The organism is Microbulbifer sp. YPW1 (genome assembly GCF_013367775.1).
GTDB lineage: Bacteria > Pseudomonadota > Gammaproteobacteria > Pseudomonadales > Cellvibrionaceae > Microbulbifer.
On record NZ_CP055157.1, the window covers coordinates 1,535,764 to 1,551,417 of the forward strand.

Sequence of the window (15,654 nt, forward strand, 5' to 3'; positions counted from 1 at the left end):
TCTTTTGCGACAAACGGGATAACTTAAGGCAGAAGATCAAAATGATAAACCGACAAGCCCCTGGGTCAGCGACTGGATCAAAGCCGCATCGGCATAATCACGTACACAGAGTCGCCCTGCTCCGGCTGCTGCAGCAGCGCACTGCTGTTGGCATCTCCAAGGCCGATACGGATCTGATCGCTGTGAATCGCTGCAGTGACATCCAGCAGATAGCCCACATTGAATCCGATCTCCAGCGGATCCCCATGGTAATCAACCATCAGCTGCTCTTCCGCCTCTTCCTGTTCGGGGTTGTTGGCAACAATCTGCAACAGCCCTTCGGACAACTGCAGACGCACACCGCGGTACTTTTCATTGGACAGGATCGCGGCGCGCTGGAAGGCCTGGCGCAGCATCAGACGATCGGCAAATACTTCATTCCCGGTACCGCGCGGCAATACACGTTCGTAGTCCGGGAATTTGCCGTCCACCAGCTTGGATGTGAAAGTGAACGGACCGCTGTTAACGCGAATATGGTTGTTGCCGAGCACCACATCGGCACTCACATCGGTATCTTCCAGCAGTCGGGCCAGCTCAAGCACGCCCTTGCGCGGCACGATTGCCTGGATCGGCGCCTCAACGTTGAGACCCGGTGCATCCCGGTCACACAGCGCCAGGCGGTGACCGTCGGTAGCCACTGCGCGTAGCTGCTGCGGGCGACACTCCAGCAGCAGGCCATTCAGGTAATAGCGAACGTCCTGCTGCGCCATGGCAAAGCCGGTGGCTTCAATCAGGCGGCGGATCTCACGCTGGGAAATACTGAACCGGCTCTGCGCGGTGGTCTCTTCCTGATTCGGGAAATCACTGGCGGGCAGCGTGGACAGCTGAAAACGGCTGCGGCCGCTGCGCAGTACCAGGCGCTCACCGTCGCGCTCGAATTTGAGCTCGGAGCCGTCCGGCAGAGAGCGACAGATATCCAACAACTTGCGCGCGGGAACGGTAACCTCGCCCTCCATCTCGGCGGGCTGGTCCAACTGAAGTCGGCCAACGATCTCTACTTCCAGATCGGTACCGGTGAGCGAAAGCTCCTGCCCCTGCAGCTGCAGAAGCACATTGGCCAAAACCGGCAGGGTCTGACGTTTTTCAACCACACCCGCAACCAGTTGCAGCGGCTTTACCAGGGCATCGCGGCTAACGCTGAATTTCATAATTATTGCCTTGATCTTTGTTAGGTCATTTTTGTAATTCCGCTCCCCGCGCGGGGATCTGGAAAAATTCTAAATATATCAATAACTTCAGGTTGTCAGGGAACGGGTCAGCAGGCGCACATCCTCGCGGATATCGCCGTCAGACTCCTGCAGCTGCTTGATCTTCCGACACGCGTGCAACACCGTGGTGTGGTCGCGTCCGCCAAACGCATCACCAATTTCCGGCAGACTGTGGTTCGTCAGTTCCTTGGCGAGTGACATAGCCACTTGCCGTGGACGCGCTACAGAGCGACTGCGGCGCTTGGAAAGCAGATCCGCAACCTTGATCTTGTAGTATTCGGCAACCACACGCTGGATATTATCGATGCTGACCAGGCGATCCTGCAGCGCCAACAGGTCCTTCAACGCCTCGCGCACCAGAATATCGTCAATGGCGCGGCCGGTGAACTGCGCATTGGCAATCACTCGCCGCAATGCACCCTCGAGCTCTCGGACGTTGGAACGGATGCGCTGGGCGATAAAAAACGCAGAGTCATGCGGTAGGTCGACACCCACCTGCTCGGCCTTTTTCATCAAGATGGCAACGCGGGTTTCAAGCTCCGGCGGCTCCACCGCCACCGTCAATCCCCAGCCAAAACGCGACTTGAGGCGCTCCTCAAGGCCATCGATTTCCTTCGGGTAACGATCGCAGGTAAGAATGATCTGCTGGCCGCCCTCAAGCAGCGCATTGAAGGTATGGAAGAACTCCTCCTGGGAGCGCTCCTTGCCAGCGAAGAACTGGATATCGTCAATCAGCAGCGCGTCCACAGATCGGTAGTAACGCTTGAAATCACTGATCGCATTGAGCTGCAGCGCCTTCACCATATCGGCCACAAACCGCTCGGAGTGCAGGTATACCACCTTCGCATTGGGATTGCGGTCAACCAGCGCGTTACCCACGGCGTGCATAAGGTGGGTCTTGCCGAGGCCGACACCACCATAAATAAACAGCGGATTATAGGCGCCACCCGGGTTGTCAGAAATCTGCTGGGCAGCCGCCAGACCCAACTGGTTGGACTTACCCTCTACAAAAGACGCAAAGGTAAAACCGCGGTTAAGTGAACTGCCGTGCTTGATCGCACCTTCCACTTCCACCTTGCGCTGGCCGCCGCCCGTGTTCTGCGCCGGCGGAACAACTACTTCACTACCGGAATGCAGGTCTGCGGGCAAACGCTCCGCTGCGGTCAATGCGTCAGCACCCGCCTCCTCGGCCGCGAGATTGCGGGCGTCCGGGGAAACACCAGGTGCTCCGGCAGAGCCGCTGCGGGCAGAAGGTAGAGAGGAGCGGTGGTTGCGATCACCGTACCCGGAAGTGTGGCGCTCGGCGCTCTCGCCGCCGGTATTGCCGAACGCAAAACCCGGCGTACGCCCCGGCGGCACGCCGTCGTTGTGTTGAGTGCCACCGTGCGCGTTTCCACCGCCAAAAGATGATGCCCGCGCAACCGGCGGCGCTGCCGCAGGCTGGGGCTGATGATATCCCTGATGCTGCGGTGCATCCGCACCACCCAGGTTACGCCGGAAACGCGCGGTGCGGCGCTCCATGGCGACCACTTCTACAGGCAGGGAACGACCCGCAAACTGCTGCACGAGCTCGCGAATGCGATCGAGAAACTTGTCGCTTACCCAGTTGATAATAAAGCGATTGGGCGCCACCAGACGCAGCTCCCCCTCGGAACAGTCGTCACTGACGCGCAGCGGCCGAATCCAGGTATTGAATTGCTGTGGTGGCAATTCATCCTGCAAACAAGCAGCACACTGCTTCCAAACGGAATCAGACAAGGAACCCCCTAAAACACGGATCGAGGTGCGACTGCGCCCAAAAAGTGCCAGCAGAAAGCTGCCCCCGAAAACACCGGGCAGCACCTCAAAAGAAGGCGGGTAGTATATCGGTTGCTCCGCAGGTTATCCACAAATAACCGGAAAATGGGGACAACTTTTCGTACGGAAAGCCCTGTAATATCAAAGGCTTGAGCACAAAATAACCGGACAACGAGTCATAACGGAATCTAGTTATCCACAGCTATCTGTGGATAGCTTGGGGTAAACCGGTGAACTTCCACGAATACTGCAACCAATACAACAGCTTGTGAAAATAGCGTGCTTTTCTACCCGAGCTTGCACCCGCCTTCGACCGGAAAATGCCCCCCGAGTTTCCACTTCCTTCCTTATAATGGTGCCTCGCTGGATTGTACCGACACCACAGCCAAACGGTGCACAGATGGAAACAGCCCCTCCTGAGACGAACCGAACCCCGGTCGAGGAATTTCCTGCACAGGAATCCCCCAATTCCGTTGCTTTAGCTGGCTTGTTTCTATACAATCCGCCGCCTTCGCAGCGCATAGCCCGCTCCGAAGTCGGCCCATCAGGGCGTGCCGCAACGGGCTATTGCCGCAAGCGGCCCAGAATTACGCAAACTTCCAGGACATAACTCCGGGACATAACTCCAGGTAGTAACACCATGAAACGCACATTTCAGCCCAGCAACTTGAAGCGCAAGCGCAACCACGGTTTCCGTGCCCGTATGGCCACCAAGAACGGCCGCAAAGTACTGGCTCGTCGTCGCGCCAAAGGCCGCAAGGTTCTGTGCGCATAAGATTGCCGCTCTGCGAGCAACCTTATATTTGCCACTGAATCATCATGCAGTGCCCACGCAGCGACTTCGCATTCGCCAAGCCGCTGCGGCTGCTCAATGCGGCGCAGTATCGCGCCGTTTTTGATTCTGCGCCGGTTCGCGCCGCGCAGCCTCAATTCCTGATCCTCGCCCGCCCGAACGAGCTGGAGCATCCCAGGCTCGGCCTCGTCATTGCCAAAAAACACGTCCGCAACGCTACCGACCGCAATCGCATCAAGCGTATCGCTCGTGAAACTTTCCGCCTGCGCCAACACGACCTGTTCCCACTGGATGCCGTGATCCTCGCGCGCGCCGGTGCCGGTGAACTGGACAACGCGGCATTACACAAGATATTCGGCAAACTGTGGCGCAAGCTGGACCAGCGAGCGCGCAATCCGCAGCCGGATAATGGCGGATCCAACCGACCGCGCAACCAGCGCAGCGGTAAGAAACGCGGGGGGAGCGGCGGCAAGGCGCGTGCAACATCCTCACCGGGAGATCAACCGTGAAATGGCTGGCCATCAAGCTGATCCATTTATACCGTCTGATCGCCAGCCCCTGGGTGGGTAACCAGTGTCGCTTCTACCCCACCTGCTCCCGTTATGCTGAAGATGCATTAAAAACCCACGGATTCTGCAAAGGGGGTTATTTAACCCTGCGCCGCCTTATAAAATGCCACCCTTGGCATCCCGGCGGTCTGGACCATGTCCCCCCCGCTTCCAAAGAATCAAAAACTCCGGCGGCCGAATAATTTCCGCCACCGCAACAAGGCTATCGAAATAATGGATTGGCAACGCTACACGCTGGTCGGCGGCATCGCCGCGGTCCTCCTGGCCCTGATTTACCAATGGAACGCTTTCCAGGAGCAGCACACCCCCGCCCTCGACCAGAAAACCGTGGTGCACTCCCAGGCCCAGGGTTCCGAGACCCTGCCCAGCAGCCAGGCGCAAGCTGGTAGCAACGATGGCGAACTGCCCGACGGCGCCATTCCGGAAGTGGGATCCACCAGCCAGCCAAAACTGATCAGCGTCAATACTGACACCCTGAGCCTGCTGATCGATCCCAATGGCGGCGATATCGTCAAAGTCGCGCTGCGCAAATACTACGAAGAGATCGATACGCCGGACCGCCCCCTGATCCTGCTCAACCAGACCCGCAGCCACACCTATGTAGCTAAAAGCGGTCTGGTCGGCGGTAAGGGTAATTGCTCCGCAGGCCGTCCGGCGTTTACCAGTGACGCCAGCGAATACGCCCTGCAGGAGGGGAAAGACACCCTCACCGTCGATCTGAAGCAGACCCAGAACGGTATCGGCTTCACCAAGCGCTTTACCTTCAACCGCGGCGACTACCTGATCAAGGTTTCCTACCTGGTCGACAACGGCCGCGACAAGCCGCTGCTGGCCGGTATGTGCGGCGAGATCGTGCGCGACAGCCTGGAGCCCCCGGTGGATGTGGGCATCGGCATGTCCCCCTTCCTCGGCGCAGCACTGCACACCAGTGAGGAAAACTATTACAAGCAGGACTTTGAAGACATCAGCAAAAAGCCGACCACTGAAACCATTCAGGGCGGCTGGGTTGCCATGGTCCAGCACTACTTCCTGAGCGCCTGGGTACCCAATCAGCAGGAAAACAACACCTTTGCCCTGCAGCCCATCGGCAACGGCCTCTACAGCATGGGCTTTACCAGCCCGCAGTTGCGTATTGAGCCCGGTAAGCAGGGTACCGTGGAAGCTTCCTTCTACGCCGGCCCGAAAGACGTTTACCGCCTGGAAGAAATCTCTCCCTATCTGGACCTGACCGTGGACTACGGCTGGCTGTGGTGGCTGGCGAAACCCATGTTCCGGGTACTGAACTGGATCCACGATCACATCGTGGACAACTGGGGCTGGTCCATCATCCTGCTCACGGTGTTCATCAAGGCACTGCTGTTCCCGCTGTCTGCCGCCGGCCTCAAGTCCATGGCGCGCATGCGCAAGTTCGCGCCGCAGATGAAGAAACTGCAGGAGCAATACAAGGACAATCGCCAGAAGTTGGCGGAAGAGACCATGAAGCTGTACCGCCGGGAGAAGATCAACCCGGTGGGTGGCTGTCTGCCGATCCTGCTGCAGATGCCGGTATTTATCGGTCTCTACTGGATGCTGATGGAAACCGTCGAACTGCGCCATGCGCCGTGGATCGGCTGGATTCACGACCTGTCGGTGAAGGACCCCTATTTCATCCTGCCGGTGATCATGGGACTGTCCATGTGGTTTATGCAGAAGCTGAACCCGCAGCCCACGGACCCAACCCAGGCCAAGATCATGCAGCTGATGCCGGTGATGATGACCTTCTTCTTCCTGTGGTTCCCCGCCGGCATGGTCATCTACTGGATCGCGAACAACCTGATCACCATTGCCCAGACCTGGTTTATCAATAAGCAGGTCGAAGCGGCGGGCAAGTAGGACCGCAAATCTACCGAGGCAGAACGCCCCGGAAGTCACAAGAAAGTTAAGGGCCGCATTGCGCGGCCCTTCTTTTATCTGCAACAAATTTGAGAATTCTGGATAAACTCAGAGCATGTCCCAGCAAAGCCTCAGCAAAGAGACCATCGCCGCCGTCGCCACGCCTCCCGGACGCGGGGGAATCGGTGTGATTCGCCTGTCCGGTGCCCGAGCCCGGGAAATCGGTGAACAGCTCGCCGGTAAACCCTTCAAACCGCGCTTTGCCCACTATTGCGATTTTGCCCGCGGCGACCAGTTACTGGATCAGGGGCTGGCACTGTTCTTCCCCGGACCCAACTCATTTACCGGCGAAGACGTGGTAGAACTCCAGGGTCACGGCGGACCGGTGATCCTCGATACGCTGATGTCTGCGCTGATCGAAATGGGGGCGCGCCAGGCGCGGCCTGGAGAGTTCTCCGAGCGCGCTTTTCTCAATGACAAGATGGATCTGGCGCAAGCCGAGGCGGTGGCCGACCTGATTGACGCGGGAAGTGCACAGGCCGCACAGAATGCGCTGCGCTCCCTACAGGGTGTTTTCTCCGAAAAAATCGAAGAGTTATCCACCCAATTGACCGCTTTACGTATCTATGTCGAAGCATCGATCGATTTTCCGGAAGAAGAAATCGATTTTCTCGCCGATGGCAAGGTTGCCGCAGATATTGATGCCCTGCTGACGCAACTGGACACGGTCGATGCCCAGGCGCGCCAGGGCACCATCATGCGCGAGGGGATGCAGGTGGCAATCGCCGGTAAACCCAATGCCGGAAAGTCGAGCCTGCTCAATGCACTGGCGGGAAAAGACACGGCGATAGTGACCGACATCGCCGGCACCACCCGCGATGTGCTGCGCGAGCACATTCATATCGACGGTATGCCACTGCATATCGCGGACACAGCCGGCTTGAGGGAATCACCGGACCAGGTGGAGCAGATCGGGATGCAGCGGGCGTGGGATGAGATCCGCAGTGCCGACCGCGTACTGCTGGTGGTCGACGCCCGCGAACTCAACTCACTGGATCCGGAACAGGCCTGGCCGGACTTTACCCGCCAGCTGCCAGATGCGGAAAAGCTCACCCTGGTGGTCAACAAAATCGACCTCACCGAGTACAGCGCCGGTTTACAGGCACATAGCGACGGCATACCGATCATCGCGATCAGCGCCAAAACAGGCGCCGGTATCGAAGACCTGAAGCATCACCTGAAACAGTGCATGGGCTACCAGTCCGGCAACGAGGGGGCATTCAGCGCACGCCGGCGACACCTGGATGCCCTGGCGCGCGCGCGGGGGTTTATTCTCGAAGGCCGCGCGCAGCTCACTGCCAGCGGCGCCGGGGAACTGCTGGCGGAAGACCTGCGACAGGCACAACAGGCGCTGGGGGAGATTACCGGCGCCATGACTGCCGACGAACTACTCGGCAAAATCTTCGGCAGCTTCTGTATCGGCAAATAAACCCTGCCCCCCCCTTCCCTACCTGAAAAAAGACTGCGGGCAGCACCAAACCTGCCCGTACCCCCCGTCTAGCCCCCCGTCTAGCCCCCCGTCTAGCCCCCCGTCTAGCCCCCCGAATACCCATCAACGTCAGCAGAACCACTCAGTCGGCTGCCGACCGCAGCTGCCAATTTTGGCAATCCAGTTGTCCACATCAGGAATTTAGGTCGCGGCCCAGATTCCGACAACAGCCCTTCCCCGTACAAACCACAGGAGTTGCTCACAGCAATCCACAAGGTTATCCAGATGGACCACCTATCCAAGATCCCAACACAGCAAATTATCCCGTAAACCCACAGACTTATTCACAACCAAGAGAAATCAGCATGGTGTTTCGGTCGGTTGTGGACGAATCACTGGGAAAGTGGTCACAAAAAACGGTACGAATCCGGGGATAACCTGCAGAGTAGATCTAAAGTGGCAAAGTTATCCCGCCTGTCCACACCCGCGTACATGGGTTGTACCCCCGCAAAAGCAGGGGTTTAAGGGGTAGTTATCATTGATGTAAGTCACTGTTTTAAATACACTTTTTGAACCTATACAGCAAATCCACCCCCTCTAATAATTACATTAAATATAAACACGTACTTATACGTAAGGTATGTATAACTTTATTTATGTATTAAAGAGAAAGCAGAAAAGTAAATTTGCCGTGCCGCTTTTTTGCACAGCTGAAGGTGCCTATAATGTGCGGCCGAATTTTTGCCTGCCCCGGTGCAGTGCCCACAGGATTCACCCCCTACTGCGTGCCACAGGCCGCCAGAGCTCGACCCTATGGATTACCCCACACAATATGATGTGATCGTGATTGGCGGCGGACACGCCGGTACCGAAGCTTCCCTCGCCGCTGCGCGTATGGGCAGCCGTACCCTGCTGCTGACCCACAACATCGAGACCCTCGGTCAGATGTCGTGTAATCCCGCCATCGGTGGTATCGGCAAGAGCCACCTGGTGAAAGAAGTGGATGCCCTGGGGGGCGCCATGGCCACGGCCACAGACCTGGGCGGTATCCAGTTTCGCGTGCTCAATGCACGCAAAGGCCCGGCGGTGCGCGCCACCCGCGCCCAGGCTGACCGCGCCCTGTACCGCGCGGCGATCCGCAGCATCCTGGAGAATCAGCCCAACCTGGATATCTTCCAGCAGGCTGCCGACGATCTGATCGTGGAGAACGACCGTGTTACCGGGGTCGTGACCAATGCCGGCCTGCGCTTCCGCGGGAAATCGGTAGTGATCACCGCGGGAACCTTTCTCGGCGGTCGCATCCATATCGGACTCGACAACCACGCGGGTGGTCGGGCCGGAGATCCCCCCTCCATCGCCCTGGCGGAGCGCCTGCGCGCGCTGCCGTTCCGTGTGGAGCGTCTGAAGACAGGCACGCCGCCGCGTATCGATGCGCGCTCGGTGGACTTCTCCGGCCTCGAGGAGCAGTGGGGCGACGAGCCGCTGCCGGTGATGTCTTACCTCGGTCGCCGCGAGCAGCACCCGCGCCAGGTCTGCTGCTGGATTACCCATACCAACGAGCGCACGCACGAGATCATTCACGGCGGCCTCGACCGCTCCCCGATGTATTCCGGGGTGATCGAGGGCATCGGCCCGCGCTACTGCCCCTCCATCGAGGACAAGGTGCACCGCTTTGCCGACAAGAACAGCCACCAGATCTTTATCGAGCCCGAGGGATTGACCACCAACGAGCTGTATCCCAACGGCATCTCAACCAGCCTGCCGTTCGATGTGCAGATGGATCTGGTGCGTTCGATCAAGGGGTTCGAAAACGCACATATCACCCGCCCGGGCTACGCCATCGAATACGATTTCTTCGATCCGCGGGACCTGCGACCGTCGCTGGAAACCAAATTTATCCACGGCCTGTTCTTCGCCGGCCAGATCAATGGCACTACCGGCTACGAAGAAGCCGCAGCCCAGGGGCTGCTCGCGGGGGCCAATGCCGCACTGCTGGCCCAGGACAAAGACGCCTGGGCGCCGCGCCGCGACGAGGCCTATCTGGGGGTACTGGTGGACGACCTGATCACCAGTGGCACCAAGGAGCCCTATCGCATGTTCACCAGCCGCGCGGAGTACCGCCTGCTGCTGCGTGAAGACAACGCGGATCTGCGCCTTACCGAAAAGGGTCGCGAACTGGGGTTGGTGGACGACGTCCGCTGGCAGGCGTTCTGTGAAAAGCGCGAGTCCATGGAGCGCGAACAGCAGCGCCTCAAGGAGACCTGGATCCAGCCGGGCAGCGATGCCGCCAAGATTGTGGAGCAGAAGCTGCCGCAACCTCTGGCACGGGAGTACAGCCTGCAGGACCTACTGCGCCGCCCGGAACTGAACTACGGCGATGTGGCTGCGCTCAAGGGCGAGCCGGTTACGGATGAAAAAGTGGCCGAACAGGTGGAAATCGCGGCCAAGTACGCGGGTTATATCGATCGTCAGCGGGATGAGATCGAGCGCCTGCAAGCCTACGAAGACACGCCACTACCGGCGGATTTCGACTACGCGGCAGTTTCCGGGCTGTCCAACGAAGTGATCCAGAAACTGAGCGATGCGCGCCCGGATACCCTCGCCCGCGCGGGCCGGGTTCCCGGGGTGACCCCGGCCGCGGTGTCGCTGTTGCTGATTCAGCTGAAGAAGCGCGGCCTGTTGAGCCGCAAGAAGGCGGTCTGACGGTATGGAACAGTTTCGCCCCCGCCTGCAGCAGGCGGCAGAACAGTTAGCGCTGTCACTGACCACCGAGCAGCAGGACAAACTGCTGGCCTATCTGGATCTGTTTGCGCGCTGGAATGCGGCGTATAACCTCTCCGCGGTGCGGGATCCGTCGGAGATGCTCGAGCGCCATATCATCGACAGCCTGAGCGTGGTCAATCTGTGTGGTGTGAGCTCCGATGACTGTTCACCGCTGATCGATGTGGGCTCCGGTGGCGGCCTGCCGGGCATCCCACTGGCCATTATCCATCCGGAGCGTCCGATCAGCCTGCTCGACAGCAACGGCAAAAAGTCCCGCTTCCAGTTTCAGGTTGCCAGCCAGCTCAAGCTTGCCAATATCAACGTGGTGAACCAGCGGGTTGAGGCTTACCAGCCCGGGGAGGCCTATGCCGGAGTGGTATCGCGGGCATTTGCTTCGCTGCAGGACATGGTGGCCGGTAGTGAGCATTTACTAGCTCCGGGTGGCCGATTCTATGCGATGAAGGGCAAGATCCCGGAAGATGAGTTGAGTGCATTGCCAAAAGGCATTAAGGTCGAACAGCTGCACGCCCTGCAGGTGCCCGGCTGCGATGCCGAGCGCCATCTGATCGTCCTCGTACGCGAGGGTTGAGGCGGCGATTCGACGGAATCGCCACTGCAAACAATGTCTGGCGTGGCCAGATATCCGAATGAAATTCGACACCTGCGCACCGGGCCGATGTTCGCGAGTGCGCTTTTGCTGCCGCGCCTTCCGGTGACCCCGGCCCAGCGGCGAGCCCGGCCGGCCACAGGATACCGAGCCACCGGGAACAACAGGACCAGAACCTTGAGCAAGATTTTTGCGGTAGCCAACCAGAAAGGTGGCGTGGGTAAAACCACCACCTGCGTCAACCTGTCAGCCTCTCTCGTTGCCAGCAAGCGACGTGTGCTGCTGATCGACCTCGATCCCCAGGGCAATGCCACCATGGGCAGCGGTGTCGACAAGAGCGAGCTGCAGCTTTCCAGTTACGATGTGCTCGCCAGCCTGCTGCCGCCGCGCAAGGCGATCGTGACCACCTCCAGCGGGTTCGACCTGATGCCGGCAAATATCGACCTGTCTGCCGCCGAGGTGGAGCTGCTGGAAATGGATGGCCGCGAGTCACGCCTGCGCCAGGCGCTGGCGGAGATCAGCAACGACTACGACTACATCATCATCGACTGCCCGCCATCCCTGAACATGCTCACGGTCAACGCGCTGTGTGCCGCTGGTGGTGTGCTGATCCCGATGCAGTGCGAGTACTACGCACTGGAGGGACTCTCCTCCCTGATTGATACCATCACCCAGGTGCAGCAGGCCGCCAATCCGGACCTGCGCATCGAGGGTATCCTGCGCACCATGTACGATCCGCGCAACAGCCTCACCGGGGATGTTTCGGATCAGCTCAACGAATACTTTGGCGATCGCCTGTACCGCACCTGCATTCCGCGCAATGTGCGTCTGGCGGAAGCCCCCAGCTTCGGCAAGCCGGCGCTGGAATACGATCGCAACTCCAAGGGCGCCATCGCCTACCTGGCGCTCGCCGGCGAGATCACTCGTCGCCATGCCGCAGCTAACCAGAACAACAGCAATTCAAACAGTGGACCCCGTCCGGTAGCGGAAGCGGTATAAGACTGAGGTAGAAGACTTATGGCCGCGAAACGCAAAGGCCTCGGGAAAGGGCTTTCCCATCTGATCAGCAACAATGCCAGCGAGGCGATCGCCGTCGCCACTGGTGAGCGCAATGGCGATATCGTCGAGCGCGTCGACGGCGAGCTCAAAGAGCTGCCCATCGAATTTTTGCAGCGCGGCCGCTATCAGCCGCGCCGCGACTTCCCACAGGAATCCCTGCAGGAACTGGCTGACTCCATCCGCGCCCAGGGCATCATGCAGCCCATCGTCGTGCGCCCGATCGGCGAGCACAAGTACGAGATCATCGCCGGTGAGCGCCGCTGGCGCGCAGCCCAGCTGGCCGAACTGGACAAGGTTCCGGCATTGATCCGCGATGTGGCTGACGAAGCTGCCATCGCCATGGCGCTGATCGAAAACATCCAGCGCGAAGATCTCAACCCGGTCGAGGAGGCGGTTGCCCTCAAGCGCCTGCAGGACGAATTCGAGCTCACCCAGCAGCAGGTGGCGGAAGCGGTGGGCAAATCCCGCACCGCAGTGACCAACCTGTTGCGCCTGTTGAGCCTGACCGACGAAGTGCGTACCTTCCTCGAGCGCGGTGATATTGAAACCGGCCACGCCAAGGCTCTGTTGGGCTTGTCCGGTGATGGTCAGCGCGAAGCCGCCCGCCAGGTGGTGGATCGCGGCCTGACCGTACGCCAGACAGAGGCGCTGGTACGCCGTATCCAGGAGCAGGCCGGCAAGCCGAAGGCGAAGAAACCGGAAGTGGATCCGAATATTCGACGCCTCAGCGAGCGCCTGGCTGAAAAAATTGGCGTGCCGGTTGCCATCGATCACGGTGAAAAAGGCGCCGGCAAGCTGGTGCTCAAATACACCAGTCTCGATGAGCTGGACGGTATCCTCGCCCATCTGGGATACAGCGAGGACTGATTCGCCCGCTCTGCAACCGTTACAATTGCAACGGTTGCAGAATTTGTGCGCCAAGCTGGTGCGCTCACATGTCGCACAACCGATCCTCCCAAGGCGGACATTCCTGTAAATAGGTGAGTGTTCACTATCGCTTCGGGGGGTGACAAAAGAACGCGAAAGCCATACCAACTGACGATATTTGCCAGTTGAATCGGCTGGCCTGTTCCGACATAATTCGCACGCCCAAAATTTGGGCGGAGATCAAAATCCGGCCGGCCAGTTCCCGCCTATGCGTAATCCCCCGGTAGTAAAGATTTCGCTGATCCAGCTGGCAGCTGTTTTGCTGGCTGCGCTGGCGCTCGAACTGACGCTGGGGCGAGTGATTGCGCTCTCCGCCCTGCTCGGCGGCACCCTGTGTGTGCTGCCCAATCTGTATTTTGGATTGCGCGCCTTTGAGCTATTGAGCCCGGGCGGACGCAAATTGCGTGGAGCTCGCGCAAGTCAGCGCACGGTGGCGAGCTTCTACCGCGCTGAGACCGGCAAGTTTGTAATGACCCTGGCCGGGTTCGCGGCAGTGTTCGCCGCGGTAAAACCGCTGAACGCAGCGGTGCTGTTTATCAGCTACAGCTTGTGTGTGATTTTGCAATGGATTCTAGTGGCCCGCCTGCATGCAACGAGGCATTAAATAGCCGGCGGCCCGGAACCCCGAAGAGTGACTGCGCCAAAGATAGATGGCTGGCGCAGGCAGGGGTTCCTGAAAAAAGTTTTTTATCTTAAAACGTGTTGAGGAACTATGGCTGCCGAACAAACCGCGACGGGTTATATCCAGCACCACCTGCAAAATCTTGCTTACGGTAAACTTCCCGCGGGTTACACCCGTGCTGACGGGAGCGTACTCACTGAATCCACCTGGACTGTTGCGCACAGCAGTCAGGAAGCAGCCGACATGGGCTTCTGGGCGGTCCACCTGGACACGCTCGGATGGTCCATCGGTCTGGGCATGCTTTTCTGCTTCCTGTTCGCGCGCGCCGCAAAGAAAGCTACCGCCGGCGTACCGAGCGGTTTCCAGAGCTTTGTCGAGCTGATCGTCGATTTCGTCGACAAGGTCGTCAAGGACACCTTCCCTCACCGCAACAGCATGGTCGCGCCGATGGCCCTGACCATTTTCACCTGGGTGTTCCTGATGAACCTCATGGACCTGGTGCCGGTAGACTGGTTGCCGCTGGCCTTTGCCCACGGTACTTCTGCCATTACCGGTGTGGATCCGCATCACGTCTACTTCAAGGTAGTGCCGACTACCGATCTCAACGCCACTCTGGGTATGGCTCTGGCCGTATTCGCGCTGATGATTTTCTTCAGTGTGCGTGAGAAGGGCCTGATGGGCTTCGTCAAAGAGCTCACCCTGCACCCCTTCCACTCCGGCAAGTGGTACATCGATATTTTCCTGATCCCGTTCAACTTCCTGCTGGAAGCGGTGTCCCTGATTGCCAAGCCGGTCTCCCTGGGCCTGCGTTTGTTCGGCAACCTCTACGCCGGTGAAATGATCTTTATCCTGATCGCCATCGTGTTTGGTGTAGGTGTTCTCGGCTTTATCGGTGCCGGCCTGCTGCAGATGGGCTGGGCCATTTTCCACATCCTGGTGATTACCCTGCAGGCCTTCGTATTCATGGTGCTGACCACTGTGTACATGGCGATGGCGCACGACCGGGAAGAAGAGCACGCGCACGACCAGTAATGGTCGTGCCGGATGTAACGGTTTTGTCGGTTTACTGACTTTTTTCACTCACTTTTAACTTCAACAACTCTTTAACTTTACTTTGGAGAAAACAATGGAAGCATTAGGTCTGGTATACGTAGCTGCTGCACTGCTGATCGGTCTGGGCGCACTGGGTACTGCTATCGGTTTCGGCACCCTGGGTGGCAAACTGCTGGAAGGCTCTGCTCGTCAGCCGGAACAGGCCCCCGCTCTGCAGGGCAAAATGTTCCTGATGGCTGGTCTGCTCGACGCCGTACCGATGATCGGTGTTGGTATCGCTATGTACCTGATTTTCGCGGTTGCTCCTGGTCTGGCTGGTTAATTCCATCGTTCCAATTGCCCTTTAACCCATTTTTGAAAGAGCAAGAGGTGTCGGTGTGAATATCAACCTGACTCTGATCGGCCAGTCGATCACCTTTCTCGCCTTCGTATGGTTCTGCTGGAAGTTTGTCTGGCCGGCCCTGCTGGGTGTTATGCAAGAGCGTGAGCAAAAGATTGCTACCGGTCTGCAAGAAGCCGAGCGCGCGGAGAAAGATCTCGAACTGGCTCAGCGCAAAGCTGCCGAGCAACTGAAAGAAGCCAAGGCCCAGGCTGCAGAAATCATCGATGGCGCTAACAAGCGCGCCAATCAGATCGTTGATGAAGCCAAAGAAGCCGCGCGCAGCGAAGGCGATCGCCTGAAAGCTGCCGCCCAGGCGGAAATCGAGCAGGAAGTGAACCGTGCGAAAGAACAGCTTCGTTCGCGTGTCGCTAGCCTGTCTGTTGCCGGCGCCGAGAAAATTCTCTCGGTCAACATCGATGCCAAGGCACACGATGACCTGATCGAGAAACTGGCAGCCGAGCTGTAAGCGAGGAA

At 58.8% G+C, this 15,654-nt stretch carries 15 protein-coding genes; 13 read left to right on the forward strand and 2 right to left on the reverse strand.

The features are described from left to right. Positions 1 to 77: 77 nt before the first annotated feature. Together dnaN and dnaA are read right to left on the reverse strand one after the other, a co-directional pair. Positions 78 to 1,187, reverse strand: coding sequence for a DNA polymerase III subunit beta (dnaN, locus tag HUW35_RS06495; RefSeq protein WP_078085403.1), 1,110 nt, complete (start codon positions 1,185 to 1,187; stop codon positions 78 to 80). A gap of 87 nt (positions 1,188 to 1,274) precedes the next feature. Then, the gene (gene dnaA / locus HUW35_RS06500; protein WP_181254790.1) at positions 1,275 to 3,005 is read right to left on the reverse strand and encodes a chromosomal replication initiator protein DnaA; all 1,731 of its coding nucleotides are present in this window, start codon (positions 3,003 to 3,005) and stop codon (positions 1,275 to 1,277) included. A gap of 679 nt (positions 3,006 to 3,684) precedes the next feature. Between dnaA and rpmH the strand changes: the two genes are divergently transcribed. The 13 genes from rpmH (at position 3,685) to HUW35_RS06565 (ending at position 15,646) form a co-directional block, all read left to right on the forward strand. Then, a complete protein-coding gene (rpmH, locus tag HUW35_RS06505) occupies positions 3,685 to 3,819 on the forward strand; it encodes a 50S ribosomal protein L34 (RefSeq protein ID WP_078085405.1) in 135 nt (44 codons plus the stop codon). A gap of 44 nt (positions 3,820 to 3,863) precedes the next feature. Next, positions 3,864 to 4,346: a ribonuclease P protein component gene (gene rnpA / locus HUW35_RS06510; protein ID WP_181254791.1), complete on the forward strand. Its 483-nt coding sequence runs from the start codon at positions 3,864 to 3,866 to the stop codon at positions 4,344 to 4,346. After that, positions 4,343 to 4,588, forward strand: a complete 246-nt coding sequence (gene yidD, locus HUW35_RS06515; protein ID WP_181254792.1) for a membrane protein insertion efficiency factor YidD — start codon at positions 4,343 to 4,345, stop codon at positions 4,586 to 4,588. The genes rnpA and yidD overlap by 4 nt, the downstream gene beginning before the upstream one ends. 31 nt (positions 4,589 to 4,619) lie before the next feature. After that, a complete protein-coding gene (gene yidC, locus HUW35_RS06520) occupies positions 4,620 to 6,278 on the forward strand; it encodes a membrane protein insertase YidC (RefSeq protein WP_181254793.1) in 1,659 nt (552 codons plus the stop codon). 115 nt (positions 6,279 to 6,393) lie between these two features. Beyond that, positions 6,394 to 7,767 carry a tRNA uridine-5-carboxymethylaminomethyl(34) synthesis GTPase MnmE gene (mnmE, locus tag HUW35_RS06525; RefSeq protein ID WP_181254794.1) on the forward strand — a complete coding sequence of 458 codons (1,374 nt, stop codon included), beginning with the start codon at positions 6,394 to 6,396 and terminating at the stop codon, positions 7,765 to 7,767. A gap of 813 nt (positions 7,768 to 8,580) precedes the next feature. Then, positions 8,581 to 10,470, forward strand: a complete 1,890-nt coding sequence (gene mnmG / locus HUW35_RS06530; protein ID WP_181254795.1) for a tRNA uridine-5-carboxymethylaminomethyl(34) synthesis enzyme MnmG — start codon at positions 8,581 to 8,583, stop codon at positions 10,468 to 10,470. A gap of 4 nt (positions 10,471 to 10,474) precedes the next feature. Continuing rightward, a complete protein-coding gene (gene rsmG / locus HUW35_RS06535; RefSeq protein WP_181254796.1) occupies positions 10,475 to 11,119 on the forward strand; it encodes a 16S rRNA (guanine(527)-N(7))-methyltransferase RsmG in 645 nt (214 codons plus the stop codon). A 195-nt stretch (positions 11,120 to 11,314) separates the two neighbouring features. Further along, positions 11,315 to 12,136, forward strand: coding sequence for a ParA family protein (locus HUW35_RS06540; protein ID WP_181254797.1), 822 nt, complete (start codon positions 11,315 to 11,317; stop codon positions 12,134 to 12,136). A gap of 18 nt (positions 12,137 to 12,154) precedes the next feature. Next, complete coding sequence (locus HUW35_RS06545) at positions 12,155 to 13,063, forward strand: ParB/RepB/Spo0J family partition protein (protein WP_181254798.1); 909 nt, start codon at positions 12,155 to 12,157, stop codon at positions 13,061 to 13,063. Between the two features lie 178 nt (positions 13,064 to 13,241). After that, positions 13,242 to 13,727: an ATP synthase subunit I gene (locus tag HUW35_RS06550; protein WP_255463527.1), complete on the forward strand. Its 486-nt coding sequence runs from the start codon at positions 13,242 to 13,244 to the stop codon at positions 13,725 to 13,727. 108 nt (positions 13,728 to 13,835) lie between these two features. Beyond that, the gene (atpB, locus tag HUW35_RS06555) at positions 13,836 to 14,777 is read left to right on the forward strand and encodes a F0F1 ATP synthase subunit A (protein ID WP_181254799.1); all 942 of its coding nucleotides are present in this window, start codon (positions 13,836 to 13,838) and stop codon (positions 14,775 to 14,777) included. Between the two features lie 94 nt (positions 14,778 to 14,871). Then, a complete protein-coding gene (gene atpE, locus HUW35_RS06560) occupies positions 14,872 to 15,120 on the forward strand; it encodes a F0F1 ATP synthase subunit C (RefSeq protein WP_010131056.1) in 249 nt (82 codons plus the stop codon). A 55-nt stretch (positions 15,121 to 15,175) separates the two neighbouring features. Further along, entirely contained in the window at positions 15,176 to 15,646 is a 471-nt protein-coding gene (locus HUW35_RS06565) for a F0F1 ATP synthase subunit B (RefSeq protein ID WP_181254800.1), read from the forward strand. Positions 15,647 to 15,654 lie beyond the last annotated feature (8 nt).